The organism is Pseudoalteromonas sp. S3776, from assembly GCF_005886915.1.
GTDB lineage: Bacteria > Pseudomonadota > Gammaproteobacteria > Enterobacterales > Alteromonadaceae > Pseudoalteromonas.
Window position 1 is genome coordinate 1 of record NZ_PNCU01000011.1, and the last position, 26,681, is coordinate 26,681.

Below are 26,681 nucleotides of genomic sequence, written 5' to 3' on the forward strand. Positions count from 1 at the left end.
TATTCACCATAATTAGGCGATAACGTCGTAAAAATGCCAATCAGGTTCTGCCTAGGGGCCATTTACTCTTTGTTGCCTACATGGATGTAGGTAAGGGGCGTGAGCAGGACGCGGAAGCTTTGCTCGGTTTTTACTTATTCTTACATGGATGTAAGTCATTAGAATAACGCAGGAGCAGTTATCGAGCCCACTAGGTTACAAACCTCGCGCCGCGATTTTAATCGCCCCTAGATTGAACAAATTTCAATCCGCAAAGGTCAACACGCCCTAGGTTAAACACCTTTAAACATGCTCAAGGAGAGTAAAATGAAAATTACTGGAAGCTGCTACTGCGGTGAAATTAAATACCAAGCCCAGTCGCAAAATAATAACGTACTTGTATGTCATTGTAGCGATTGCCAACGCATGTCTAGCGGGCCATTTAGAGCGGTCATTATGGGTGAGCCTAACTCAGTCGTTTTTACTAAAGGCGAGCCAAAAGAGTATGTTAAAACAGCACAGAGCGGCAATAAACGTGCGCAAGGCTTTTGTGGTACGTGCGGCACTACACTTTACGCAACTAATGAAGCTAAAGCCGATAGAGTGTACGGCCTGCGTATAGGTGCTGTTGATCAGCGAGATGAATTTACCCCAGCTGCACAAATTTGGTCGCAATCAACGCTTAAATGGCTAAACGATTTACACCAAGTGCCTGCTTTTGAAACTACACCTCAATCATAAGTGCTGTTAGCGTTGAGAAAATAAAATAGCTAATTAGTTATGCTTTGCTAGTGGGAAAAATCTCGCTAGCTGCATTTTACTCCCTCCTTTACCTCCTCTTTATATAAAATTAAAGTATTTTTAGGCCAAATGACTTTGTGAATTATTTTCATATTTTATTGAAATATATGCCTACATGCTCATTTGTAGTAGTAGCTCACCTCAGCTTTTGTATTTAAGTTTATGATATTTATAAAAATAAAGTTTATCTTTATATGTACCTATTTGGCTTGTTAATTGCTGATAAACACCACGGACTACATATTAATGATGAGGTGAAACGAATGAGAATTTTATCCACGAGCGAAGTAGGGGCTGAATTAGAAGCAGCCAAATCACGTTTAAAAAAATTACCCCACTGGAAACTCTCTGAAAAGTTAGCCTTAGAGCTGCGCTTAAAACAACTAAGCGCTTACTTTAACGAATACAAAAGTTAGCGTTTGATTTATTAGCGTAATAGATATGGAAATTAATCCCCTTGTTTAAGCGGTTTTAAATAATATGGCTAAGGAAAAACAATGAAAAGCAAAAGGTACTGTAAAACGGCCATCGTGCTAGTAACTTACCACTGCAATGAAGGTGTTATAGAGCGCGTTAAAGAAATACAAAAATACGCCAGTAATTACATCATCACGATTGTTGATAACTCAACACAAAAGTACAAACAAAGGTATAACTTACGCCTAAGATTAAAGGCGATTGACCCCAACATTATTTATATTGATCACACACTAAACTGTCGGTTTACGGCTTATAACGTGGGGCTGCAAACAACGTTGAGTGATTTTGTTGTTTTTCGTACTGACGACGATGTATTTGATGAAAAGCACACTTTTAAACTAATAAACGAAGGCTTTGAAGAGGACTTTGTTTTTACTCCCTATTACTTTGATAATACAAAAAAAGTAGAGCGCACTTATCAAAGACCGATAGAAACCCTGGTATTTAAAAAGAATTCATTATTTGCGTTTTTACCTTTTAAAACAGCCCCAAGCAGCGATTGGCAGCTAATGAAAAAGATGTTTGCTACAAAAAGCAAAAAGGAAGTGCCACTCGTTCTTTTGTATAAAAAACCGCATGGTCGCGAGGAGCTTGCTGTATGAAACTAGCAATAATAGCGCATCCCCGATTTCCTATTAAATCTCCCTATGCTGGTGGGTTAGAAGCTTTTACTGGCGCATTAGTTGAATACTACCAATCAGTTTATGAGGTTACTTTATATGCTCACCCAGACAGTGAGGTTAACTGTAAATTAAAATCGTTCCCGATAGATAACAGCCAATATCAACAATACCCCGATATAGTTGAAAACGATTTTATGCTCAAGGTAATGGACGATATAACTAAAGAGCAGTTTGACGTAGTGCATAACAACTCCCTTAACCCGATTCCCATACTGTGGGCCAGTAAACATAATATTCCTATGTTAACCACGTTGCACACACCGCCTTACTCAAAATTAAAAGCGGTGGTAGGGCTGGCTTCTTACTCGCCATTTATACACTTTACCGCAGTCTCGCACTCTTTAGCAGAAGCGTGGGAGCCTTTTATAAACGATAAAGTAGAAGTGACCTACAATGGTATAGACCTTAAACGCTGGCAGGTAACAAAAAAGCCGCAAGATTATGTGTTTACGTATGGCCGAATATTACCAAGTAAGGGCATTGATATAGCAATATCTACAGCGCAACAAATGGGGATTGCTATTAAATTTGCCGGCCCCATAGCCGATCAACACTATATGGATGACGTAGTGCGGCCTTTACTAAAACCCTGCGATACCTATTTAGGGCACCTTGATCACCATAGTATCAAACACCAATTGGCTCATGCCAAAGCTGCAGTATTTGGCACCCGATGGGATGAGCCTTTTGGGCTTTCTACTTTAGAAGCTATGGCAACAGGTACGCCAGTGGTGTCGTTTAATCGCGGTGCATTTGCCGAAATAGTCAGTGAAGGCGCAGGTGTGCTTGCTAAGGGCAATAATGTAAATAGTTTAGCCGCCGCGCTTGAGGCTTCATTCTCACTAAATCAAAGCGATGTAATTAAAAGCGCTCGTAATTTTCCTATTGCAAAAATGTGTAGCGAATATAGCAATATACTGGGGAGAATTGCATGAGAATACTGATGGTCGCAAGCCCAATAGTCTCTTTACGACAGCCCTTTAAAGGGGGCACAGAAGCCTTTGTTGCTAATTTAGCTAACGCATTGTGTAAAAAAGGCCACACTGTTGATGTGTTGTGTAAAGATGCTGATGAAGAAAACGAGTTTAACATTTTACAGTTAGATGAATCCCCAATGCGCATGAAAGACAACATAACCACAGAGGAAGAAGGCCAAAAGCTGTACCAAGCTGCCCAATTTGCGCTAATCGATAATTCGTATTACGACGTTGTGCATTACCACAGTTACTACCATGCACTCTATGATGTGGCATTACTTCATAATATAAAAAGCGTAATTACTTTACATGCCCCGGTATCACCAAAGTTAGGTTTAATACATAAGCTGCATAAAGCGCGTAGCGATCACCGCTATATTGCTGTATCTAACAGGTTATGCAAAGAGTGGGAGGCTCATCTAGGTAGTGCCATTAAAGTGATTTCAAATGGCGTTACTCTACCCAAAAGTGAGTGTGTGCAAAAAATTAATAAAACCCACGATTTATTTTGGATGGGACGTATTAACGCCGAAAAAGACCTAGTATCGGCGATTAAAATAGCGCAAAAATTACAGCGCAAATTATGCATAGCTGGCCCCGTTGAGGATAGGGAATACTTTAATGCTCACGTCGAACCGCTTCTTACAGACTCCATTTATTATATTGGGCATTTAAAACACGATGAATTGTTTACACAACTTGCTAAATCTTGTTTGTTTTTAGCTACCTCTAAGTGGAACGAACCTTTTGGCCTAACCACCATTGAAGCGCTTGCTCATGGTATACCTGTTGTAGGCTTTAAAACAGCCATACCAGAAGAACTACGATTTTCTAACGTGTGTACTGCACTAAACAATGTGGATGAAGCTGTATCTTCCATTAAAAAGCTAGGCAAAGTATCGCCGCAAGCGTGCCAATCTTTTGCTAAAAACTTCGACTTTAACGTGACTGTTTCAAATTATGAGGCCGAATATGCAGCACTTATATGAGCCAAATTTACCGACTGTATTTTTTTATGTTCACCATCATGGCGCGGGCCACATTACACGTGCTGAGTTACTTATTACTAAGTTACAAAATAGCTATAACGTAGTGGTGCTTTATGGCGATTTAAACGTAAAAATTGCTTTGAATAAAGTGTGTAAGCGGAGCATTTTTGAAAAGCTACCTTCAAAATGGGCAGGCCAAAGCGCTGTACAAAGAAGCTATAACACTGCATTTGAAGGAATCGAATATAGCGAAGCGCCACTTGAACGCTCCATAACCTTTAACCTATTGGCGCAGCAATACAAACCGGTACTATTTATCAGTGATGTATCGGCCGAACTGACTATTATGGCCAGAAGCATTGGTTTACCTGTTTTAATGCAGCGCCATTCGGGTGATATTAGTGGCGATCCCACGCAAGTGTTTGCTTACGAATGCGCGACTAAACTATATGCCCCGTACCCAAAGCAGCTAGAAACACCTCACTACAGCTATTTTAATAAAACTCATTATTTAGGATTTATATCAAAATACACAAGTTGTAAAAGCGCCACCAATACAGATTTTGGCAGCTGTATTACTTTGCTAATGACCGATGCCCAGAGCGCGGCATTAATTGCCCGTACACTTATTAAGTACACCGAACACGTTGAGGTTATTGGTTGCCAAGGTGAAGCCATTGAAGGAGTAACCTACAAAGGCAAAGTGAGCAATATAGATCAAGTGATTTCAGCAAATGTGGTTGTAACAAGTGGTGGCAATAACGCAGTATCACAGTTGTTATCACTGGGGAAAAAGCTAATTGTTATACCCGAAAACCGACCCTACCAAGAGCAAGATGAAAAAGCGCGCATGTTAGCTAAAAATAACCTCGCAGTGCATTTGCCTTTTTCAGCGTTTTTACAGCACAACAATGCCCAAATAGAGGCTGCGTTGGTTAATGTAAGAAAAACCCAAACAAGTAAAACACAAATAATAAATGCTACAGAACAGTTTACCAGCGAGTTTGTAGAATTAGTTAAGGAGGTTGCAATTGAGTCATAATTTTTCAATCGTTACTATTGTAAAAGGCCGCCACCAGCAGCTTGCTAACCTTATCCACAGTATAGAAAATAGCACGCTTCGCCCATCTGATATGGTGGTAGTGTGGATGGATGAAAAAAATAGCCATAATGTTACCCCAAACACGTCTTTTGTGACCAAAAATGTGTACATACAAGAAAATGGCTTACCCCTTGCTAAAGCGCGCAACACGGGGGTTAAAAATGCGCAGCAAAACGACGTTATATTTATAGACGTAGATTGCATTTGCTCCCCAACACTTTTTGAAAGTTTACTTGCTAAACTAACCCACGGATTAGTGGTCAGTGCTAAAGCAAAGTATTTACCGTATGTGCCCAAAAGCGGTAACTATGAATTATTAGTGGAGGAAGCTGTTGATCACCCTAAACGCAAAAACTTACCTACAAACGAAGAGGTAGATTTTTTAACTTTTTGGTCTTTAATTTTTGTGATTAATAAACGTGACTTTAATAAAGTTAATGGTTTTGATGAGCAGTTTATTGGCTACGGCGCAGAAGACACCGACTTTGCAATGCAGTGCAAAGTAAGCAATATAAAGCTTAATTACATTGATGATTGGGTATTGCACCAGTACCACGATAAGTTCACGCCACCTTTAAATTACGCCGAAGATATTTGTAACAACGCCAATACATTTGCAAATAAGTGGCAATTTTTACCTATGTTTGGTTGGCTAAAAAAAATGGCCGCTATGGATATTGTTGAAATTGACGAAAAGAGCCACAGCGTTAAATTTTTAAAAAAACCGACCACCAATGAAATAGAAGCGTGCCGCTCTACCTCGCCGTATTAAATTAGGTGCGTTAAATGCTAAAAGCGAAACAAGCAATGGATATGACAAACGATTATTGAAATTTTTTTTCCTACATGACTGTCTATTTATAAGACCGTCATGTGGAGAAATATATGTGTAGTTCACCTAAAACTAGCCGAGCCGTTAAAAAGTCAGCCATTAACTTTAATGACGACCTAACTCAAGAGCAGCGCCTGCGTTTTGCTGCAAAAGCTAATTTAGCACAAGAGCGCCGCGCACAACGCGAAGCCACAAATAAGCGCTTTGAGAAAAAGCACTTGTCAGTAAAAAAGCCAGCGACAGGCTTGTTAGCATGGTTATGCCAGTTGATAAGCTAGCTATTATTAAGCGTGGTATTTTTTCCGCTAAACCAGCCACATGTAGCACATAGCACGCCCGCACCTGCACATAGCCAAAGTGGCGCACTCCAGCTGCCAGTGCTTGTATGTAGCGCCCCAGCTATCATAGGGCCAATAGCCGCCAGTAAATAGCCAATACTTTGTGACATACCCGACAGTGAGGCCGCTTGTGTTGAGTTATCGGTACGTAAGCTAATAAACGATAACCCTAAAATAAAACACGCGCCAGAGCTAAAACCAAGTAGTAGTGTCCATATCAATGCAAAGCTTGGCATATATAACAAACCAAGCGCACAGGTTGCACTGAGTGATGCAAGTATAAAACTAAGCGCACTTTGATCTTTGAGCTTGGCAAGTAACGGTATAAGTACCAGTCCAGGTATGGCGGTCGCAATTTGAAAAGCCCCATGGTAGGCACCTGCTTGCGTTGCACTTTGCCCCGCTTCGGTGAGTATGCTGGGTAGCCACGTAATGATGATGTAGTTTAAAAACGAATTTAAACCTAACAATAGTGTAATTTGCCATGCAAGTGCATAACGCCAAATGCTTTTAGTAAGTGCTGAGGTATGCGTTGTTTGTGTAGGTTTAGTGTGTTTATTTAATTGCGCCATCCATATAACTAACGTGGTAAGTGTAATAAGTGCACTTGCCCCTAAAGCAAACTGCCAGCCTAAGCCTTCATATTGGCTGAGCGGATAAACTATCGTTGAAAAACCACCAGATACAACGCCCATGGTGAGTACATAAGCAGAGGTCATTACCGCAACTTTTGCTGGAAAGTCGCGTTTTATTAAACTCGGTAGGAGTACATTAGCTATGGCAATACCGGCGCCTATTATGGCGGTGCCAACAAATAGCATAATGGCTGAATCAATCACGCGCCCAGCAATACCCAGTAATATTAAAAATACAGCAAAAAACAATGTGCGCTCAAGCCCTTGGCGCTCAGCCAGGCTTGCAGCCATAGGCGATATAATGGCAAAGGCAATTAGCGGTAACGTGGTAATAAAGCCTGCTTGCGAAGCGGTTAAATTAAAGTGCGCAATTATTTGTTCAAGCACAGGGGCAACCCCTGTAAAAGGCGCACGTAAATTGGCAGCAATAAGTAAAATACCGATTACAAGTAATACGCCTGAAAAGCGAGACATACCGCTATTACTGTTAGGTGTATGAGTCATTATTACAAAATATGTTAGCTAATAATGGGCGCTAGTATAAACAAATCAGCAGTATTATAATTTAGCTATACTGACATTAAATAACTAAAAACTGACAAAATATGTTTGAGCCTAAAGGGTGGGGATACCTACAAAACTACGAGCACATGGTACAGCCCATAATCGCCAAAGTAGATACCGCACAAGGCAGTAAAGAATACCCTTTACATACACATCCAAAAGGGCAATTAATATTAGCGCTTGATGGTTATGTAACCTGTGAAGCCGCTAATAAAATGTGGATGGTGCCAACGCATAGCGCTATTTGGGTACCTGCAAACACCTTACACAGCAATCGCGCATCTGATAACGCCAAATTATGTTTTGTATTTATTGATGCCAATAAGCACGGTATGCCACAGCATACCTGTACATTAGCAATAACGGGGCTGGTAAAAAGTTTAATGCTAAAACTCGCCAGCGAGCACCAAGCCTATAACGAAGACTCTAAAACAGCACGCTTAGCTCAGGTACTGTTTGATTTATTAATTGAAATGCCCGCCCAGCCGCTCGACTTTGCGCTTTCTAAGCATGCGGTTATTCAAACGATGGGGCAGCAGTTACTCGCACAGCCAAATAATCGCAAAACCCTTGCGCAATGGGCACACGATTTTGCTTTAACCGAGCGGACCTTAGCACGGCTTATAAAAAAGCAAACCGGTATGACCTTTGGTAAGTGGCGAATGCAATTACATATAATTACAGCGCTGCAGGCATTGTCAGATGGGCAAAGCGTACAACAAGTGTCGGCGTTATTAGGGTACGAATCGGTGAGTGCGTTTATAACTATGTTTAAAAAGGTTATGGGCAAATCGCCCACTAAATACATGGGCGATTTAAATTAGTTAAATCTTTAAGTTAACGCATTACCACGTGTACGTAGCTGAAATCATGGCGTTACGCGGTTTACCAGGAAAGTACCTATCGCCAGTAAAGCTGGTGTAATCAGCACGCTCTGCGTAAGCTTCGTCGGTCAGGTTAATTATACGTGCAAGCACTTCTAGGTTTTTGGTAACTTGCCACTTAGCCCGCAAGCTTAAAATATCATGCCCCTCGTAGCTATGACGGTTTTCTGGGTCGGTATAGTAACTACTTACGCTATGCCATTGCAGTGCAAGCGCTAGGTTATTAAAGGCTTGCCAGGTTAAATCAAGGTTAGCTACATTTCGAGGCGCGGTGTCTACGTTGTTACCGTTTATATTTAGCCCATTAATTAACTGGTTATTGGTATATGTGTGCTTTGCATGTGTACCTGCAAATTGTAAGTTAAGTGTTTTACTTAATGCGTAGTCTACTTCAAGCTCAATACCTCGGTGGCGTGAACGGCCATCATTAACGTTATAAAAGTCGCTATCGCGATAAATAGTGTTGTGTTTGCTCATGGCATGCACAGCCAATACATAACTCACATCGCTGTAATACCCTTTTAAGCCAAGCTCGGCATTATTGGCTATTTCGGGGTTTAAATTAGCGGTAGTTTGCTCGCGTTGTAATTGGTAAAGCTCTGCCGCTTGCGGCGCTCGGTAGCCACGCGAAAAGTTAGCGTATAGCGTATTGTTTTTGTTGACCTTATAGCTTACACCAAGCTTAGGTGAGGTATTGCTAAAACTGTTTTTACCACTGGCTGGGCGGCTATAACGGCATCCGCCAAAACCACATTCAGTGCCATCATCTTTTGTGCGGCCAGTCAGCATATTATTAGTGTAATCGTACTGCATGTGCTCATATCTTAGGCCGGCGCTAATAAACCATTTATTTAATTGCCACTCAACTGATGCAAACGGTGCATACAGGGTTGCGTTTACATCGTAATCGTAATGTTTGCCTTGCGGTACTGTGGCTACTAAAAATGCAGAGCCCTGAGTTGGCTCGTTTTGGCTTTGTGTAAAGTCGCTGCGAGTGTATTCGCCATCAAGCCCTAGGTTTACTTTTATATTACTTTGCAAGTTATGTTGATACAGCGATTGCACACCTATGCCTGTTTGACTATTGGTTTCAAGCGGGGTGCCAGGTAAAAAATGCTTAAAAAAGTCCATGCTTTGGTCGCGCACATAAGGCGTTATAGAAAGCACATTGCCATTTTTAAAGTGCCACTGGGCGTTGCTCCACGCTCTAAATGAGCGGGCTTTTCTAAAGGCATCGGGATCAAAGTTTTGCTGTGCTATGTCTTCGTTTTTATAGCTTTCAAAACCCGTTATAAAGCCTGCAGTTTGCTGATCTAAATTTGTGTATGTAAGGCCGGAGGTCAGTAACAGGTTATCGTTTTCAAAGCGGTGGCGAATATTTACTTTTTGCTGTTTAACGCTTTCATCATCACGGTAACCAGTATCGTCGGTAACACTTGCATTAATGCCAATCCCACTGTTGCCGTAGTCTTTTCCTGCGCGTAATTTATAACGAGCATACCCGTATGAGCCATAATCAAGCCCAAAAAGTCCGCCGCCTTGGGTGGTGTCTGGCGTTATTACATTAATTACACCATGCACGGCGTTTGAGCCATAAAGTGCAGAGCCCGGGCCTTTTAATACTTCAATGCGCTTTGCCATTTCGCTATGCGCTTCAAATAGCTCGTTTATATTACAAAAGCCTGCAGCACGTAGCGGTATGCCATCTTCAAGGGTGAGTATGCCGCCACAGGCTGCTGCGCCCGAGAGCACCGGCGAGCGAAGTGCCGGTAAGTATTCTTGCCCATTTCCGCGCTGTACATTAGCACCTGCAATACGTTGTAACGACTCTTCAACATGAGTAGGCGCAATGCTATTTAATTGCGCCTCAGATAAGGTACTAATAGTAAGCGGATAGGGTGTAGCCAGTGCTTCTGTACGTGATGCGGTGGTTGTTATGGTTTCTATTGCATCATTGTTTTTATTATCAGCAAGTGTAACGTGGCTGAGTGGCAATAACAGCGGCAAAATATAAGGTTTCATACATTCCTTTAAGGTGAATAACGCTTTATTAACTCAATGGTAAGGTGTTTTAAACAGTATTTAAACCAATAGCGTTAAAGTGTGCGAACTCTGTAAATTTTATACGTTACAGATAATACAAAGCACGCCAGCGCAGGCACCACTAAAGCAAGTATTGAGTAATACTCAAATAAAATAACCCCAGTAATACCGCCAAGTAAAAAACCAAAAATAATAAGTAAAAACATAACGCCTTTGCGGGTATCAAAGGGTTCACCTTTTAGCGCTTTGCCTATCATTAAACCTAGGTCGGTAAAAATACCGGTTAAATGAGTGGTGCGCACTACTGCGCCGCTGTAATTAGTGGCAAGGGCGTTTTGTAAACCACACGCAGCGCTGGCAAGTGTAATGCCATAAACATGGGCGCGGCTGAGTAAATAGGCGCTTAAAAGTAGTAATAGGCCTTCAATAAATAATAGGGTGTCGTAATGTCGCCCAAGCTTTAACGAGCCGCCGGTAAGTAAAAAGCCAGAAAGGGCAGAGCCAAGCATAAAGCTCAGCACTACAGCCAATAGCAATAGTGCGCTAGAGACATTACTCATTAATGTAATACCAAGTAGCGTTACACTGCCCGAAAGGTGCGAAATAGCCTGATGTTCAAACCCTAATAACCCAATAGCGTTAACAATGCCCGCTATGAAGGCGAGTGCAAACGCGCCATACTCAACCCATTTTGGTAATTTAGTTAACATTGCCTACCTTATTAATGCACACCGAATTGCGCTTTATAGCGCTTTATTTGCTCATCAACGAGTGCGGTGTCGACCACGCCATGCTTAAAAGCAATATAGACAGGTAGAGCGTACCCTTCAAGCTGCTTAGCATGTATGTTTTTATAGCCTTTTGAGTACCATAAACCGGCTTGATAATTAGTAATTGCGTAGTCAACACGCTGTTTATCAAGCAAATCAAACGTGGCCTTGGTTGAAAGTGAATGCATAAAGTTGCTTTGTTTAAGATTATATTCTTTTGCCAGTACACTGGGTAATTTAACGCCTCTTAGCATAGCAATACGTGAATTTGATAAGTCATTATTAAGGTTTTCTTTTTCTGTGCTAAATAAACCAAATTGGGTGGTGTGTAGTGGTTCATTAGTAAATTCTAAATATTGTGCTCGCTCGGTATTATTAGCGAGCGCAAAGTAGCAATCGTAGTAACCTAACTTCATTTCTTTTTTAATACGTGCCCACGGTAAATGTACCAGCTCAATGGTTACTTTTAAATTACGCTCTATAAAAGCTAAATAGTCTATATCTATGCCCGTAAAGGTATGTGTTTCATCGTCATAAATTGTAAAAGGCGGGTAATGAGTCGTTGCACAGCGTAGCGTTTTATTTGGCGCGGCTAATAATAGCGAAGAAAAACTAAAAGCTAAAAGCAGCAGTAATGTGCGCATACATATAAATCCAATTTTTTCTTATGTTAGTGTGTTTAGTATACAGCGATATTCGGTTTTGAGGTGATGATCTATGTATTTTTTCTTCTCGTATAAGTTTAAATTTTTAAGAGACAACCATGTTTAACGCAGAGCAACAATCGCGAATCATAGAAATGGCGTGGGAAGACAGAACTCCCTTTGAGGCTATAGAGCAGTTATACGGACTTAATTATTCACAGCTTGTATCGTTTATGAGGGGGCATATTTCAAAGGGCAGTTTTAAAGTGTGGCGTAAACGTCATGCAGGGCGTAAAACAAAGCATTTAAAATTACGAGATCCAGCCATAATGCGCAGCCACTGTAAAACACAGTATAAGCAGCGATAAAAGCTATTTTTAAGTTTCATACGATGTTCAGCCGTGTTTGATAATCTTTAGTCATTAACTTTATTAGAGATTATTTATGAAAGCGTTTTTATTCACTGTATTTTTAGCAGGCGCCTTGGTTAGCATTAATGCCCAGGCAAAGCCCAATAAGGACAATCACGGCCATAAAAACGGCCACCATAAACATCAGCAGCACAACTATAAAAGCAGCAATAAACTATCTAAAAAGCAGCACAAAAAATTTGTACGTGCTGGTTGGACACCACCAGGGCTAAGTAAGCGTTACCACATAGGCGATTACCTAGATCGCGACGTATATAAACAAGGCCGCGTTATTGAACGCTCTAGAGATAATGGTACAGTAAGTATAAAAATTGACCGTACAATTATTCATATGGTGCACGACACCCGAGAAATACTTTCAATTCTAATTTCTTAAGTACACTTTATAAGGATATTTAAATGCTCATTGCACTGGCTCTAATCATTGGCTTTTTTTTATTAGTGACTTTGTTACCTATGTCGTACAGTCAGCACTATTTAGTACGCAGCTGCGACTTTGTCCGACTTCAGGTATTTTATATAGCCAGCGCTGTTGCAATCGTGTCGTTTTATTTACTGTGGCAAAGCGGCAATAGCGGGTACTTGTATACTGCTTTAACCGCATTACTAACCATGATATTACAAGGGAAATGGATATTTCCTTACACTTGGCTTGCTAAAAAAGAAGTTAAAACCGCCTCTGTGAGCGAAGATCACAGTGTTAGAATCATGTCGGCTAATGTACTTATGTCAAACCACAATAGTGAGCAACTAATCTCACTTGTCGATAAGCACCAGCCCGACTTATTAATTACCCTTGAAAGCGACAGCTGGTGGGAAAACAAATTAGCTGTTCTTAAAAAAAACTACCCATACTTTATAGAGTGCCCAAAAGACAACCGCTATGGCATGCACTTATACAGTAAATTTAAAATCCTTGATGCGCAAATATGTGAGCTCATTGAAGACGATATACCTTCAATTCATATATTGTTCGAAAACGATGAAGGCCTGCAAATGCAAGGGCACTTTATTCACCCCGCGCCCCCAAGCCCTACAGAAGAAGACTCATCGCGCCCACGCGACTCGGAGCTCATAATGGTGGCAAAAGCACTTAAAAACCCATCACGCCCTACCATTGTAGCCGGCGATTTAAACGACGTAGCGTGGTCGCGCAGCACGCGTTTATTTATGCAAATAAGCGGTTTTTTAGACCCACGTAAAGGCCGTGGCTTTTATAACACCTTTCACGCAAGTTACTTTTTTATGCGCTGGCCGCTTGATCATTTATTTCACAGCCAAGGCTTTAAAGTAAAACGCATTAAGCGCCTTGCAAAATATGGCTCTGATCATTTTGCACTACTTACCGAGCTGGTTTATGAAAATGCCAAGCAGCAATCATTAGAAGATAAACCAAAAGAGCTTAAGCAAGAAGAAATTCAAGAGCTTGCCATGAGCAAAGCTGATAAACGAAAGGTGCCAAGGTTTGAGAAGAAGTGATAGCTATTAGTTTTTAGCTATTAGCTATTAGCTGTTAGTTGAATATGTTTAAACTTGAACGCCCAAGTTTAACTCATGGTACTTCATCAGCTTGTGTAGGTTGGATAAGTGAAGGGCCATCCGACACAGTAAAATACCTTGCCTTATGATCAATATTTTATGCAGTTGAGTGGCTGGAGCAGTCATTGGTAAACTTTGATGTGTGAAGTCAAGAGTTTGACCCCTTTACTTAAGAGCATCTCAGCATTCCTTTGAGTACATAATAATTTAATAGTGCGCTCATTGCGCTTATTTCTGCTGACGTCATGCTCATTTATATATCTTATATAGTATTAAAAAGTCACCTAAGGTATTGCTATCGCTAATTTTTTAAACTTTAAGGTGAAGTTAATTAAACCAATGGGCGCGCCGCTAATTTTAATAGATATATGCGCAAAGAGTAGTTTGATCAACCAACTAACTTATATTTACCAATCTGAATGACCGGTTATAGCTTTAGGCGACTTAACCATAGCGGAGGTAAAAGCTTGTTAGTTTTTATAAAACTAATTTAATAAGGTCATATACGTAATTAGTAAAGACTCCCACCGCAAGAGTCCCAATTAACCCTAGAGCACTCCAAGCTATAGATTTGGTATTCCTTTTAGAAAACTTTTTTATTAACTTTGCATCGCCTTTATTCATATTTAGATAAGATAACGCTAAGTAGCTATCAATAGAAGATTCAACTTTACTCAATAGTGTATCTGCAATGTTACCTATGATTAAAAATGCTGATGCATAAATAACTAAGAATTGGAGAGTTAATTCAGGGCCTATCTCCTGTAACTCAATTGCAGAAGCAGTAAAAAATGCAAGTAGACCATAAATGGTTAACGTGCCAAACTTTCTAATTAAATGTGAAAACCTTTTTAATAAGGGGATTAACTTTAAAGTTTTTGATTCATCGCATCCTTTAATCCATTCATCAAACATGGCGGTAAAGTGTCTTGCTTTCACATAATCACAATAATGGACAGAAATTCTAGCTGTCGTTGTAACCATGCTTGCAATGAATGCTGGAGATATAAACGGTGGAGCTTCTTTTTCAATTTGTTGTAACTCACCTATACGAGAACGAACTTGATTGATAATTTTGTAGTTTTCAAACTCTCCAGTTTCAACATTATATAACGTGAATGTGTATAACAATACAATATCTGCGGTAGGGTTGGGGCTGGTTATATTGTGTTTTTCAAACAGTTCAAATGAATTGAATTTTTCAGACTCTCCTTCATGATGAGAGACTGCAATACGAACCCCTAAATTATCTTTAGCTTGGTTCAAAGAGTTAATAGACTGAAGTGTTTTTATGTGTAGTTCTTTAATATCTTGAAAACATATTAAAATATTATCATTATAAGATTTAGAAATTTCTTCACTTTTAGCATTAATCTTATCATGCATTTTTAGATACATATCCATCTGAACATCTTCATGCTTTACTATGTTGTTGGATGATTCTTCATCCATGACCTCAACAACACTTCCCATTTTGAACCTCTAAATTTGATAATCTGCAGGTAAAATTAAGTCGCTAACCAATTTTTTACGCCGCCTGTTCCTATTGTATGACCTATATTAATACCAAAAAGCGTAATTTATTACCAACTAAAAAATTGCTTTTGATAAGCAATTTTTAGTAAAAACAGCTTCGCTTTCCCTGCAATACTAATAGGCTTTCACTATATTGATTTACTTGTGATCCTAAACTAGTTATCTGTAATAATTGTTCGACAAGTTAAAGTTACCAACTAGCAGCTGCTCGCTCATTGTTGCCTGTCAGCTTAAGTCTAGTGAGATAGGTTGCATTGCATAGTTAAAGTTTTTATATTATTCGGCAATATTTTACTTGGTGCTAATAAAGCACTGCGTGCAAAGGAAAGCATGTGAATTATAAAAAATGTGCTACCCAGTTAAGGCGCTTGCTGCCTTATCTTTAGTTGCAGTTGCAGTTGCAATTAAGTACTGGATGCCAACGGAGGTTGGCTTTGTGTTTATGCTATTGCCTTATTTGGTTTTGTATTTTTTAGCGAACGCTAATAACTACCAAAATAAACGACTCTTTCTTATCAGAATTATAGCTGCATTATTTACTATTATTTTAGCGCCTGTTCTCATTTTTGGTATAAAGCCTGATCCTCAAGCTGGAGTGGGTGTTATGTTTTTGCTGATAATGCAACTAGCTGCAATCAGTGCCTCAGAATTTTTTATATTATTTTTTAATGTTGATAATGATTAAGAAGAAACATGCATATTTTCAGCTATTAGTATTTAGTTTCGTGTGGTTTGGTCTTAGTAAAGGGTGAGCTCTGCTGTAGTATAATTAAAAAAAACCTAAAAGCGGTTACCCACTTTTAGGTTTTTTATGTATTGGTATTTAAAGCTAAATTAGCTATTGATCATAATACATTTGATATTCACAAATTCGCGCATACCAAAGCCGCCGTGCTCTCGGCCGTAGCCACTTTCTTTAACACCACCAAACGGTAGGTTGGGTTGGGCAAGGCCGTAACCGTTAATGTTGATCATACCGGTATCAAAATGCTTTTTAGCCAGTTCAATGGCTTTTTTCTCGTCTTTTGAGAAAATACCACCGCCTAAACCATAGCGAGAGTCGTTGGCGATGCGCATTGCATCGTCGTTGTCTTTTGCTTTAATGAGCGAAGCTACAGGGCCAAATAATTCGTCATCGTATGCTGGCATGCCCGGCGATAAATTATCAAGAATAGTCGGTGGGTAGTAGTAACCTGTTTGCGAAGGTACTTCGCCACCTGTAACTACATTTGCACCGGCTTTAACTGATTGCATTACTTGGTCGTGAATTTTATCGCGTAAATCTTCACGCGCCATTGGGCCTAGGTCTGTATCATCAGCCATTGGGTCACCCATTTTTAATGCTTCAAATTGCGCTTTAATTTTTTCTTTAAAATCATCATAGAGTGATTCTACAACCACAAAGCGTTTTGCCGATACACAGGTTTCGCCGTTGTTGATCATGCGCCCTGTAACACAGGTTTCAACAGCAAGGTCTAAATCTGCATCATCAAGAACTAAGTAGGCATCGTTGCTGCCAAGCTCAAGCACTGTTTTTTTAACGTGCTTGCCGGCTTCTTCGGCTACTTTTTTACCCGTGCCATCACTGCCTGTAAAGGTTACGCCGCTGATTGCTTTGTGCGAAATAAGCGCGCTGGCAGTTTTGCCGTCAATCAGTAAGTTGCTAAAGCAATATTCAGGGAAGCCCGCTTGCTTAAATAAGCTATCGATTTTCTCTGCCATGCCAAATACATTGCCCGCATGTTTAAGCACGGTGGTGTTACCGGCCATAATGTTAGCGGCACTGTAACGGATTACTTGATAAAGCGGGAAGTTCCAAGGCTGAATACCTAATAAAACACCGGTTGGTTGGTAGCTAATAATAGCGCGGCCGCCGTCCATATCGCGCTCTTCATCGCCAAGTACTTGTGGGCCGTTTTCGGCTGTGTAACGACAAATACCAGCGCACAGTTCAATTTCTTGAAAGCCTTGCTCGTACACTTTACCCATTTCTTCGGTCATTAATTTAGCAATAGATTCTTTTTGCTCTTCAAATAAAGAGGCTAATTTATTTAAACATTTAGCACGTTCGGTAAATGAAGTTTGACGCCATTTTAAATATGTTTCGTGAGATTTTTCGACTACCTGTTCAGCTTCTTCTTGAGAAAGCAGTGTGTAGGTATCAATGGTTTGCTCAGTTGCGGGATTAATCGTTTTAACTGTGTTACTCATTTTTATCTCCTTACAAATTAGTTATCGGTAAAGGTGCAAACACAAAGCCAGTTTGTTTTATAAAGCAAAATTTATCTTAAGTGTTTGAATAGTAATGGATTTAACTTTTATGATGTGGCGAAAATTAAAACTAAGTGATGAGCAAGCAGTAAAAAATACTGCTTTATGCAATTTTTACAGCCTTAGTTAAACAGTTGCTGTGCTATTTGTTTTAGTAGGTACGTTTCACGAATGATAGACAACCCTTGTTTGTCGCTAAGGCTGATTGTGCGCTCGTTGTGTGCAATGGCGTCGTGAATATTAACCCATTTAGGCGTCATACCATTTTGTTGCTCGTAATGTTCAAGCTGTGCTTTACCAAGTGCTTTGTTTGCATCGCATAGATAGCAATACGACTGAATATGTATAATATCAAAGTCGTCTTTATACCAAGGGCGGTATTCTTCGTATAGCCCAAACGGTTTAATAATTTGTATATTTTGCGCGCCAGTTTCTTCGCTAAGCTCCCTTATTAACCCTTGCTCTAGGGTTTCACCTTCATCCACACCGCCGCCGGGTAAGCTATAGTCTTCGTAGCGACGGGTATACATTAATAAAATATGTGCATCTTTAATCACAATGGCACGGCCTGTACGGCGAGTAAATTGAGTACCTTGGTTTAAATTTATACCAGGATGAACCATGGTTTTTAATAATTGCATTTTGTCTCCTTTTTATGACGTTAAAATTGTATCAGCTGGTATAATGGGTGAGTAATGAAAATAATTATAATTTCTAAAAAAAAATTATGATCGATATGGCTTAAGTGTACGTACATACTTGGTTATTAAAATTAAACGTTAAAAGACTCAATAGTTTAATCATTTTTAAGAGATTCTAGTTCTGCCCTTTATTTATAATTTAGGGGGCGTAGAATAACAAAAAAAGCATAGGGATTTATCATGTTAAACATACTTTTAGTCGACGATGACGTTGAATTTAGTGACGTTGTTTGCCACATTGTCGAATTCCTCGGACACAACATTTGTACTGCAACCAGCTTAAAAGAAGCGCATCAATGGTTTGAAAATAATACCTTTGATCACGTGTTGCTCGATTTTATGCTGCCAGATGGCAGTGGCCTTCATTTGCTTGATCATTTAAAAATGATTGGACAGTCTCCTAAAGTAACGCTTATTTCCGGCCACCCTTCAGTAAAAGGGATTTTGGCAGATATGTGCGAGCAAGATGTTGGGCATTTATTAAAGCCACTACAACGCGAAGACCTAGAGCTGGTATTAAACGGCCCTAAAAAAACGGTTAAAAAGACAAAAACTCCAGCTATTACACGCCACTTTAATAGTTTAATTGGTGAATCAGCGCCAATGCAAAAGCTTTACACCATGATTGAGCGTGTAGCTAAAACCAATGCTAACGTAATGCTGATGGGTGAAAGCGGTGCAGGTAAAGAGGTGGTTGCGCAGGCTATTCATAATGCTAGCCAATGCGAGGGGCCTTTAGTGGCAAGCAACTGTGGTGCCTTATCTAAAGAGCTAATCGGTAGTGAACTATTCGGCCATGAAAAAGGGGCGTTTACGGGGGCAATTGCCCGTAAAGAAGGGGTATTTGAGCAAGCTGATGGCGGCACATTATTTTTAGATGAAGTGACTGAAATGCCTATTGATATGCAGCCAAACTTACTGCGTGTACTTGAAACTAAAAAGGTAACACGCGTAGGTGGCAATCGTGAATTGCCTATAAACTGCCGCGTTATTTCTGCTACTAACCGTTCTCTGACTGATCTGGCACAAAATAATGTTATTCGTGAAGATATTTATTTTAGACTTGCGGTTTTCCCTATAGATATACCCGCGCTGCGTGAACGAAAAGAAGATATACCATTGCTTGCTAAAGCTTTTTTAGAACAGCTTAACGATGAAAATGGCACTGCGTTTTATTGGCATAATGAGCAACTCAAAGAGCTTCAGCAATACGAGTGGCCGGGTAATGTACGTGAACTGCGCCATGCTATTCATCGTGCCTTTATTATGAGCGATCCGCAGACAAGTGAAATTACCTTACCAGATAGCTTAGAGTCGCCGTTTTCGCGGGTAAATACGCAAGCAGCAGACAACCATGTGTCGGCAGGGCAAACCATTGAAGAAGTTGAAAAAGAACTAATTCACGCCACGCTAGATAAAGTACAAGGTAATAAAACGCTCGCTGCGCAAATGCTCGGGATCAGTACAAAAACGTTGTATAACCGATTAAACGCATACGGCGGAATTGGAGAATATAAGTAGCTATAGGAAGTAATATGAGTGAGGAAAAAGAAGTAAATACGCTAAATAAACTGGTACACGATGCGAGAGCGCCGCTAAATAGAATTTCTATGAACGCAGAGCTCATTAAGCTGGTGTTAGAAAACGATATGCCAAAAGACAAAGCGTTAGCAGCACTCGATAAAATAATTTCAAACTGTCAGCAATGTAGCGAAAGATTACAAAACATTACTGATTTTAATAATAAGTAGCCATTTAAAATTAGGTATTTACATATAATGAGTAAGCAAAAGCAGCAGGGTAAAACGAATATAACGTGGGCCGCTTTTATCGCGATAGTACTATGCATAGTGGTAGGTAATGCATTTTTAGCATTAAGTACTATTCAAGGATTAACGCAAACACAAAAAAGTTTAGATAATACCAGCTTACTAGCAGATGCTATTGAGCGCCTTCATTTATCAATTGTGCAGGCAGAATCTGGCCAGCGCGGCTACTTACTCACCGAAGAAGATGACTACTTAATGCCCTATTACGATGCGATAGGGCAAATAGAATCGCAAATACAGCATGTAAAGTCTCTACATTCTGAAATTGATGGACAAGCAGAACGAATTGCACAATTGTTAGTGTTAACCGAAGCTAAAATTAACGAGCTTAAAAAAACGGTTAAACTTGCCACTAATGATAAAGAACGCCGTGCATTGTATTTATTAAATACGCACAAAGGGCGAGAGCTGTACAAAGATATTCGCGCTAAAGTTAATGATATTCAAGACCGAGAACTGTTGTTTAAGGTAAGTCATTTTTCGAAGTTGGCACAAATAAAAAATGAGGCGAAAATCACCTTTGTAATAACCGCGGTGACAAGTGCACTGCTTATTATAGGTATGTTTATTTTAACACGGCTAAATTTAAGAAATGCGGCTAAATATCGCGAAGAACTTGAAAGGCAAAACGAAACACTTGCGAGCAAAGTGTCTGAGCGTACTCAAGAGCTTACCTTATATTCAGATGAGCTTAGCCGCTCAAACCGTGAGCTTGAAGAGTTTGCTTTTGTTGCCAGCCATGACTTACAAGAACCACTACGAAAAATTCAAGCATTTAGTGATCGCCTAGAAACCATGTTTAAAGATGAGCTGGGCGAAAAAGGCATCGATTATATAGGCCGTATGAAAAATGCAGCACAACGTATGTCTAATCTTATTAACGACTTGCTAGAGTTTTCGCGGGTAACAACGCGAGGTAAAGACTTTGATGACACTGACTTAAAAGGCGTAGTGAACGATATTTTAAGTGATTTAGAGGTCGCCATAAATGAAAGTAATGCGCAAATAGAGGTGGGCGAACTACCGGTTATTCAGGCCGATAAAAGCCAAATGCAGCAGCTGTTTTTAAACTTACTATCTAACGCTGTTAAGTTTAGAAAACCAGGTGAAGAGCCACATATAAGCGTAACGTACGAGTATAAAGACGAGTTTAGCGAAGATCATAACGAAAAAGTGGGCTGGCAAATTATCACTATAAAAGATAATGGTATTGGTTTCTCACAAGAGTATGCTGATAAAATATTTGTACCATTTCAGCGCCTGCATGGGCGCTCGGAATATAAAGGCACAGGGATTGGGCTTTCAGTTTGTAGGCGTATAGTTGAGCGGCATGGTGGGATAATTACCGCTCATAGTAAAGACGGTGAAGGGGCAACCTTCATAATAAAATTACCTGTGGAAACAACGCTTTTCACACTTCAAGGAGAGGCTTAGATGCCGTATTCAAAAGTGAAACCTATTACAATATTAATGGCTGATGATGACGAGGACGATCGCCTACTTACGCAAGATGCGCTGGCTGAAAGCCGTGTACTAAACGAGCTGCATTTTGTGGAAGATGGGGTTGAATTATTAGAGTACTTAGAGCGAAAGGGTAAGTTTGAAGATAAAAGCTCATCGCCACGCCCTGGTCTGATTTTGCTTGATTTAAACATGCCGCGCATGGATGGCCGCGAAGCACTTGAGGCTATTAAAGCAAACCCTAACCTTAAAGGTATACCTGTTGTTATTTTAACCACCTCTAAGCAAGAAGAAGACATGGTTAAAGGGTACAATCTAGGCGCAGCTTCATACATAACGAAACCGGTAACGTTTGATGGCTTGGTTGATTTAATGAAAACCCTAGGAAAATACTGGGTTGAATTTGTAGAGCTGCCAACAACGTTTAACGACTAAATAATACCATTGCGCAATAATACTTAATCATACGAATTGGTATAAGTAGCAAGAATAAGCCCCTAAATAGGGGCTTATTAAATGCCATTAAAAGGAGATAGCATGTTAGATAAAGTGACTCGCTTACTTTTAGTAGAAGATGATGAAGATGATTACATCCTTACTCGCGACTACTTAGACCAGTTAGATTCACATACATTTGACATAGATTGGATAAGCTCTCCTGAGCAGGCAATAAGCATATTAAGTAAAAACGAGCACGATATATGCTTGCTTGACTACCGATTAGGTGCCTCAAATGGGCTAAGTGTATTAAAAAAAGCCATTGCTAATGGGTTTAGCGGGCCAATTATTATGCTTACGGGGCAATCTAATGATGAATTAGACTCCGCAGCGCTGGATGCCGGTGCTGTAGATTACCTTATAAAAACAGAAATGAGCTCGAGCCGTTTTGCCCGTGCTATACGTTATGCGCTGGCACGTAAAGATGTTGAAGGCGAGCGAGTAGAGCGTTTAAAAGCCGAAGCTGAAAACCGCTCAAAAGATAGATTTTTAGCCCACTTAAGCCACGAATTACGTACCCCGCTTTCATCTATATTAGGTTACACAGAGCTATTGCTGCAAAGTGACTTTAGCAAACAGGCCGAGAACGAATTAGGGGTTATTTACCGAAACGGTAAACACCTACTGAGCTTGTTAAATGACGTGCTCGATTTATCTAAAATTGCTGCTGACAAATTAGAGCTTACATTAAGTGAAGTAAACTTAGATAGCATGCTTGCTGATGTTTACACCTTAATGCGTGTATCTGTGCTTGATAAAGGCTTAAAGCTTCGCTTTGAGTCTCTACAGCCTTTACCGCTCATTGTGAGACTAGATGCGACCCGCGTACGTCAAATACTCATTAATCTAATCAATAATGCGGTTAAGTTTACTGAAAAAGGCGAAATTGTAGTTAGTGCCTGGACCGAGTGGGTTGAAGGGCAAGAGATGCTATTTTTTAGTATTAAAGACTCAGGTATGGGGATTGCCCCTGAAAAACAAGCACTCATTTTTAAACCTTTTGAGCAAATAGCCGATGTTGAATCTCGATCTGTTGGCGGCGCTGGTTTAGGGCTCGCTATTTGTGCTGAGCTATTAACGCGTATGCATGGCAGTATTGATTTAACCTCGAGAATGGGGGAAGGCTCTACTTTTACTATTTCAGTGTACCCAGGCGATATTAGTGAAGTGGAACGCCAAGTATTAAACTTTAGTAGTGGCTCGCAGTTACAGACAAAATCTGCACCGTGTAAAGTAACAGGCCGCGTATTAGTGGTTGATGATTTACGCGATTTACGGATGTTAGTTGGTCATATGATTAGCACGTGTGGTGCGCGTGTAGATTATGCAGAGCATGGCCAACAAGCACTTGAAAAAGTAAGAATCGCACAAGCGTATCGCTCCCCATACGATATCATCTTCATTGATATCCATATGCCTGTAATGGGGGGGAAAGAAGCCACCATAGAGCTTAGAAAAATGGGCTACACAGGCCCAATTATTGCGCTTACAGCCGCAACAATGAAAGGCATACATGAAGAGCTTGCCGCACTCGGCTTTAACGATGTAATACCTAAGCCCGTTGATAGCTCCTCTTTGTATCAGTGTTTACAAGATTTTTTAGTATCTCCAGAGCACGCGCCTCAAGCTAAAAACATTCACAGTGATAAAGCGGTAATAGAGAAAAAGCAGCGATTTTTGTTGGTTGAAGACGACCAAGATGCTGCGCAAATTACACAGTTACTGCTAGAGAGCTTAGGGGTAGAAACTGTGATCACCTCAACGTGTGCACAGTGTTTACAAACCCTAAATCATGACCAGCAATTTGATAAGGTATTGCTTGATATGCATTTACCTGACGGCCGTGGTGTAGATTTAGGGAAGCAAATTAATGAACGTTACCCTAGCTTAAGCTTAGTGATTGTTAGTGGTGCAGAGCCTGATCCTAAGCAGATTAAAGATTTAAATATTAATCATGTACTTTTAAAACCGATTAATCTGAGCTTATTAGAAACCTTGATCAGCTCGTAACTTAGAAGTGATTTTATGCAGTCAATTAAACTAGAAAGTGAGTTATTAACGCCCTCAAAAATAGTGTGTGTTGGGCGTAATTATACCGCACATATTGCCGAACTTAATAATGAACTACCAGATCAAATGGTATTGTTTAATAAGCCAAATAGTGCCATAACGGATACCTTATTTACTACGCATAATAACGACACGCTGCACTTTGAAACTGAGCTGTGTTTTATTATTAAAAATAATGAGTTAGCGGGCGTCGGTTTAGGGTTAGATTTAACTAAACGTACTGTGCAAAGTAAGCTTAAAAATAAAGGGTTACCGTGGGAGCGCGCGAAGGCATTTGACGGCTCGGTATTACTAACGCCCTTTGTAAGTATTGCGGATGCTGAGCAGGCGTTTACGTTTGAGCTTAAAATTAACGATAATGTTATTCAGCAAGGCGATACACAATTTATGATACACAAGCCTAAAGATATTTTAAGTGAAATTAATGAGTTTATGCACTTAGAAAATGGCGATGTAATAATGACCGGGACACCTGCAGGCGTTGGAGAAGTCCCTGCAAACAGTGTATTTACAGTTAGCCTATATGCTAATTCGGCGTGTTTGTTATCTCAACGTTGGCAGGTTCAGTCGTGTTAAGTATTTGCTGTTGGTAATACTTAGAAAACTGAGGGAAACTTTGTTCTAACCAAAAACGCTGACTATTTATATAAGCAGGCGAGTGTAATACCTGCTTATGTAGCGCTTTATTTATTTTATCAAGCGCTTTGGTAGCAAAGTTATTTGGCGCTCTTACAGCACATCCTATCGCTCCTAAAACAAATTTTCGAGAGTCTTCTTCTATTGGTACACTGACGATATTTTTAAATCGACTGTGATTTACAAAATAATCTCCCAGAAACGGGTAGTCTATTGTGTAATCTATAAAGCCGCGGCTTAATCGAGCAATCACTGCTTGGCTTTCATTTTCGCTACTCCAGCTCAGCGATGCTTTACGGTACACCGTGGTATTTTCGATTATTTTATTAATTTTGGTTGTAAACTTGCGCGCCGCCGCTTGACCATAAACATATTGCTCGTCTGACAATAAATGAATAAGTTTAATAGGGTTCCCGTGTCGAGCTTGTATTTCTGCTGCCAGTTTTTGCGTGGTTAAAACCGAAAAGGGCGGGTATACCGTTGTTGGGGTAGAAAACTGTAGTGCATCATTAGCTGTTTTTTTATGAATCACACATGGAAAGCACACATTATCGCCTTCATTTAAGTGCTTATTAATTCGTTCTTGCGGCACAATTAAGCGCGTGTGTTTTACATCATCAATAGTTTGGATGAGTTGCTCGGTAAGGTTATCGCAAATCCCACCCTGAGGGGCGTGTGAGTCTTTATCTATATGAAACGGAGGCGTATAACTTTGTAACCACACAATTTCTTCAATTGGGTGTGTATTGTCAGCGTACCCGTACTGTGAAAAACCACCCAGCACAGTGCAAAATAAAACTATATTTTTAAGCATAACTCACTAAAAATAATCCATTTAAGTTAACTTTAGTATAGTTTTACTTTGTATATGTTCAAATTTAACAACGGAATAGGCAGTAATTAAACCGCCTATTATTTTGCTTTAGTATGGCTGCGGGTAATCTTTAAAAATTGCGCCAATTTCAGCAAGGGTGTCATTGCTTAAAGTTAAGTTAAATGCGTCAATATCTTCTTTTAATTGCGCCATATTAGTCGCCCCAATAATTGATGAAGTAACGCCATCGACTTGATTACACCACGCAAGGGCTAATTGTGCCGGTGTTATACCAATTTCATGCGCCAAATCCACATAGCGCTGCGTTGCTTTTTGCGCGTTAGGGGTATCCCTGAAAATGCCATTTCGCTGCATGAATGTCCAACGCGATCCAGCAGGTCGCGCGCCATTTAAATATTTACCGGTTAACAAGCCCGCTGCAAGTGGAGACCAAGGTAAATATGCAATGTCTTCATGGATACATTGCTCAATTAAATAAGGCCAATCTTTCGCATGCGCTAGGCTAAATTCGTTCTGAATCGAGACCATTCGCGGTAAGTTATGCGCTTTAGCTAAATTTAAAAACTGGCTAATGCCCCATGGCGTGTCATCTGAAAGACCACAAAATTTTATTTTGCCGGCTTTAACGCACTCATTAAGGCCTTCTAAAATATCTAGCATGCCAGCTTGTTGTTGCTCGGTATTTACGTCACTAAAAGTAAGTTTACCTGGCCACTGCCTGCCAAAATGCGGGGTAGAGCGATTAGGCCAGTGCAATTGATATAAATCTATGTAGTCGGTTTGTAAGCGTTTGAGGGAGTTATCTACAGCCTCAATAACCGCGCTGCGTGTTATATCGCCGCCATCACGTACCCACGACAAGCCGTTGCCTGCAATTTTAGTGGCCAATACAATATCACCACGTTTTTCTTGGTTGCGGTTTAGCCAGTTACCAATAATTTGCTCTGTTTTACCGTAGGTGTCAGGTGAAGGAGGAACGGCATACATTTCGGCGGTATCAATAAAATTAACGCCTTGCGCTAAAGCATAGGCTATTTGCTCATCTGCCTCTTGTTGGGTATTTTGTTTACCCCAAGTCATGCTACCTAGGCATACTCTTGAAACATCAACCCCGCTGCTGCCTAACGGACTGTATTGCATGTAAAATCCTTAA

The 26,681-nt window shown here is 40.2% G+C and carries 28 protein-coding genes; 19 read left to right on the plus strand and 9 right to left on the minus strand.

What is annotated here, in order from left to right; translation table 11 throughout:
* Nucleotides 1-306: 306 nt before the first annotated feature.
* From CWC16_RS06080 to CWC16_RS06110, 8 genes are all read left to right on the plus strand, one after another.
* Nucleotides 307-720, plus strand: coding sequence for a GFA family protein (locus CWC16_RS06080; protein ID WP_138540878.1), 414 nt, complete (start codon nt 307-309; stop codon nt 718-720).
* A gap of 323 nt (nt 721-1,043) precedes the next feature.
* Nucleotides 1,044-1,196 carry a hypothetical protein gene (locus CWC16_RS19850; protein WP_160318638.1) on the plus strand — a complete coding sequence of 51 codons (153 nt, stop codon included), beginning with the start codon at nt 1,044-1,046 and terminating at the stop codon, nt 1,194-1,196.
* Between the two features lie 81 nt (nt 1,197-1,277).
* Nucleotides 1,278-1,862 carry a glycosyltransferase gene (locus CWC16_RS06085; RefSeq protein WP_138540879.1) on the plus strand — a complete coding sequence of 195 codons (585 nt, stop codon included), beginning with the start codon at nt 1,278-1,280 and terminating at the stop codon, nt 1,860-1,862.
* Nucleotides 1,859-2,878 (plus strand): glycosyltransferase, encoded by a 1,020-nt coding sequence (locus CWC16_RS06090; RefSeq protein ID WP_138540880.1) that lies wholly within the window; start codon nt 1,859-1,861, stop codon nt 2,876-2,878. Before CWC16_RS06085 ends, CWC16_RS06090 begins: the two co-directional genes overlap by 4 nt.
* Complete coding sequence (locus tag CWC16_RS06095) at nt 2,875-3,909, plus strand: glycosyltransferase (protein ID WP_138540881.1); 1,035 nt, start codon at nt 2,875-2,877, stop codon at nt 3,907-3,909. The genes CWC16_RS06090 and CWC16_RS06095 overlap by 4 nt, the downstream gene beginning before the upstream one ends.
* Entirely contained in the window at nt 3,893-4,951 is a 1,059-nt protein-coding gene (locus CWC16_RS06100; RefSeq protein ID WP_171037631.1) for a glycosyltransferase, read from the plus strand. The genes CWC16_RS06095 and CWC16_RS06100 overlap by 17 nt, the downstream gene beginning before the upstream one ends.
* Nucleotides 4,941-5,783 carry a glycosyltransferase family 2 protein gene (locus CWC16_RS06105; RefSeq protein ID WP_171037632.1) on the plus strand — a complete coding sequence of 281 codons (843 nt, stop codon included), beginning with the start codon at nt 4,941-4,943 and terminating at the stop codon, nt 5,781-5,783. Before CWC16_RS06100 ends, CWC16_RS06105 begins: the two co-directional genes overlap by 11 nt.
* Nucleotides 5,784-5,896: 113 nt before the next feature.
* Nucleotides 5,897-6,121 carry a hypothetical protein gene (locus CWC16_RS06110; protein ID WP_138540884.1) on the plus strand — a complete coding sequence of 75 codons (225 nt, stop codon included), beginning with the start codon at nt 5,897-5,899 and terminating at the stop codon, nt 6,119-6,121.
* Here CWC16_RS06110 and CWC16_RS06115 read toward each other — a convergent pair.
* Nucleotides 6,118-7,290: an MFS transporter gene (locus CWC16_RS06115; RefSeq protein ID WP_138540885.1), complete on the minus strand. Its 1,173-nt coding sequence runs from the start codon at nt 7,288-7,290 to the stop codon at nt 6,118-6,120. The genes CWC16_RS06110 and CWC16_RS06115 overlap by 4 nt on opposite strands.
* A gap of 131 nt (nt 7,291-7,421) precedes the next feature.
* On the opposite strand from CWC16_RS06115, the gene CWC16_RS06120 reads away from it, so the two are divergent.
* Complete coding sequence (locus CWC16_RS06120) at nt 7,422-8,204, plus strand: AraC family transcriptional regulator (RefSeq protein WP_138540886.1); 783 nt, start codon at nt 7,422-7,424, stop codon at nt 8,202-8,204.
* A 21-nt stretch (nt 8,205-8,225) separates the two neighbouring features.
* Here CWC16_RS06120 and CWC16_RS06125 read toward each other — a convergent pair whose 3' ends face one another.
* The 3 genes from CWC16_RS06125 to CWC16_RS06135 all read right to left on the minus strand — a co-directional run bounded on the left by CWC16_RS06125 (nt 8,226) and on the right by CWC16_RS06135 (nt 11,721).
* Complete coding sequence (locus tag CWC16_RS06125) at nt 8,226-10,286, minus strand: TonB-dependent receptor (RefSeq protein WP_138540887.1); 2,061 nt, start codon at nt 10,284-10,286, stop codon at nt 8,226-8,228.
* Nucleotides 10,287-10,360: 74 nt separating this feature from the next.
* On the minus strand, nt 10,361-11,017 hold the full coding sequence (locus CWC16_RS06130; RefSeq protein ID WP_138540888.1) for a YoaK family protein: 657 nt from the start codon (nt 11,015-11,017) through the stop codon (nt 10,361-10,363).
* A gap of 11 nt (nt 11,018-11,028) precedes the next feature.
* A complete protein-coding gene (locus tag CWC16_RS06135; protein WP_138540889.1) occupies nt 11,029-11,721 on the minus strand; it encodes a substrate-binding periplasmic protein in 693 nt (230 codons plus the stop codon).
* Between the two features lie 119 nt (nt 11,722-11,840).
* Here CWC16_RS06135 and CWC16_RS06140 point away from each other — a divergent pair, with 119 nt between their 5' ends.
* The 3 genes from CWC16_RS06140 to CWC16_RS06150 all read left to right on the plus strand — a co-directional run bounded on the left by CWC16_RS06140 (nt 11,841) and on the right by CWC16_RS06150 (nt 13,631).
* On the plus strand, nt 11,841-12,089 hold the full coding sequence (locus CWC16_RS06140) for a TIGR03643 family protein (protein WP_055015297.1): 249 nt from the start codon (nt 11,841-11,843) through the stop codon (nt 12,087-12,089).
* 76 nt (nt 12,090-12,165) lie between these two features.
* Nucleotides 12,166-12,528 carry a hypothetical protein gene (locus CWC16_RS06145; protein ID WP_138540890.1) on the plus strand — a complete coding sequence of 121 codons (363 nt, stop codon included), beginning with the start codon at nt 12,166-12,168 and terminating at the stop codon, nt 12,526-12,528.
* 23 nt (nt 12,529-12,551) lie between these two features.
* Complete coding sequence (locus CWC16_RS06150; RefSeq protein WP_138540891.1) at nt 12,552-13,631, plus strand: endonuclease/exonuclease/phosphatase family protein; 1,080 nt, start codon at nt 12,552-12,554, stop codon at nt 13,629-13,631.
* Nucleotides 13,632-14,168: 537 nt separating this feature from the next.
* On the opposite strand, the gene CWC16_RS06155 is transcribed toward CWC16_RS06150, so the two are convergent.
* Complete coding sequence (locus CWC16_RS06155; RefSeq protein WP_138540892.1) at nt 14,169-15,164, minus strand: hypothetical protein; 996 nt, start codon at nt 15,162-15,164, stop codon at nt 14,169-14,171.
* 499 nt (nt 15,165-15,663) lie between these two features.
* On the opposite strand from CWC16_RS06155, the gene CWC16_RS06160 reads away from it, so the two are divergent.
* Nucleotides 15,664-15,912 (plus strand): hypothetical protein, encoded by a 249-nt coding sequence (locus CWC16_RS06160; RefSeq protein ID WP_138540893.1) that lies wholly within the window; start codon nt 15,664-15,666, stop codon nt 15,910-15,912.
* Nucleotides 15,913-16,061: 149 nt separating this feature from the next.
* Here the strand turns inward: CWC16_RS06160 and CWC16_RS06165 are convergent, their stop codons facing one another.
* Both CWC16_RS06165 and CWC16_RS06170 read right to left on the minus strand, forming a co-directional pair.
* Nucleotides 16,062-17,438 carry an NAD-dependent succinate-semialdehyde dehydrogenase gene (locus tag CWC16_RS06165; protein ID WP_138540894.1) on the minus strand — a complete coding sequence of 459 codons (1,377 nt, stop codon included), beginning with the start codon at nt 17,436-17,438 and terminating at the stop codon, nt 16,062-16,064.
* 182 nt (nt 17,439-17,620) lie between these two features.
* Nucleotides 17,621-18,139: an NUDIX hydrolase gene (locus CWC16_RS06170; protein ID WP_138540895.1), complete on the minus strand. Its 519-nt coding sequence runs from the start codon at nt 18,137-18,139 to the stop codon at nt 17,621-17,623.
* Nucleotides 18,140-18,379: 240 nt separating this feature from the next.
* On the opposite strand from CWC16_RS06170, the gene CWC16_RS06175 reads away from it, so the two are divergent.
* From CWC16_RS06175 to CWC16_RS06200, 6 genes are all read left to right on the plus strand, one after another.
* Nucleotides 18,380-19,720 carry a sigma-54-dependent transcriptional regulator gene (locus CWC16_RS06175; protein WP_138540896.1) on the plus strand — a complete coding sequence of 447 codons (1,341 nt, stop codon included), beginning with the start codon at nt 18,380-18,382 and terminating at the stop codon, nt 19,718-19,720.
* Nucleotides 19,721-19,734: 14 nt separating this feature from the next.
* Entirely contained in the window at nt 19,735-19,950 is a 216-nt protein-coding gene (locus tag CWC16_RS06180) for a histidine kinase (RefSeq protein WP_138540897.1), read from the plus strand.
* 27 nt (nt 19,951-19,977) lie between these two features.
* Nucleotides 19,978-21,462, plus strand: a complete 1,485-nt coding sequence (locus CWC16_RS06185; RefSeq protein ID WP_138540898.1) for a sensor histidine kinase — start codon at nt 19,978-19,980, stop codon at nt 21,460-21,462.
* Complete coding sequence (locus tag CWC16_RS06190; RefSeq protein ID WP_055015307.1) at nt 21,463-21,924, plus strand: response regulator; 462 nt, start codon at nt 21,463-21,465, stop codon at nt 21,922-21,924. It abuts the gene before it with no gap.
* A 102-nt stretch (nt 21,925-22,026) separates the two neighbouring features.
* Nucleotides 22,027-23,997: an ATP-binding response regulator gene (locus CWC16_RS06195; RefSeq protein WP_138540920.1), complete on the plus strand. Its 1,971-nt coding sequence runs from the start codon at nt 22,027-22,029 to the stop codon at nt 23,995-23,997.
* A gap of 15 nt (nt 23,998-24,012) precedes the next feature.
* Nucleotides 24,013-24,633 (plus strand): fumarylacetoacetate hydrolase family protein, encoded by a 621-nt coding sequence (locus CWC16_RS06200; protein ID WP_138540899.1) that lies wholly within the window; start codon nt 24,013-24,015, stop codon nt 24,631-24,633.
* Here the strand turns inward: CWC16_RS06200 and CWC16_RS06205 are convergent.
* Entirely contained in the window at nt 24,584-25,507 is a 924-nt protein-coding gene (locus tag CWC16_RS06205) for an ABC transporter substrate-binding protein (protein ID WP_138540900.1), read from the minus strand. The genes CWC16_RS06200 and CWC16_RS06205 overlap by 50 nt on opposite strands.
* Nucleotides 25,508-25,615: 108 nt before the next feature.
* A complete protein-coding gene (locus CWC16_RS06210) occupies nt 25,616-26,668 on the minus strand; it encodes an aldo/keto reductase (RefSeq protein ID WP_138540901.1) in 1,053 nt (350 codons plus the stop codon).
* Nucleotides 26,669-26,681: the final 13 nt, after the last annotated feature.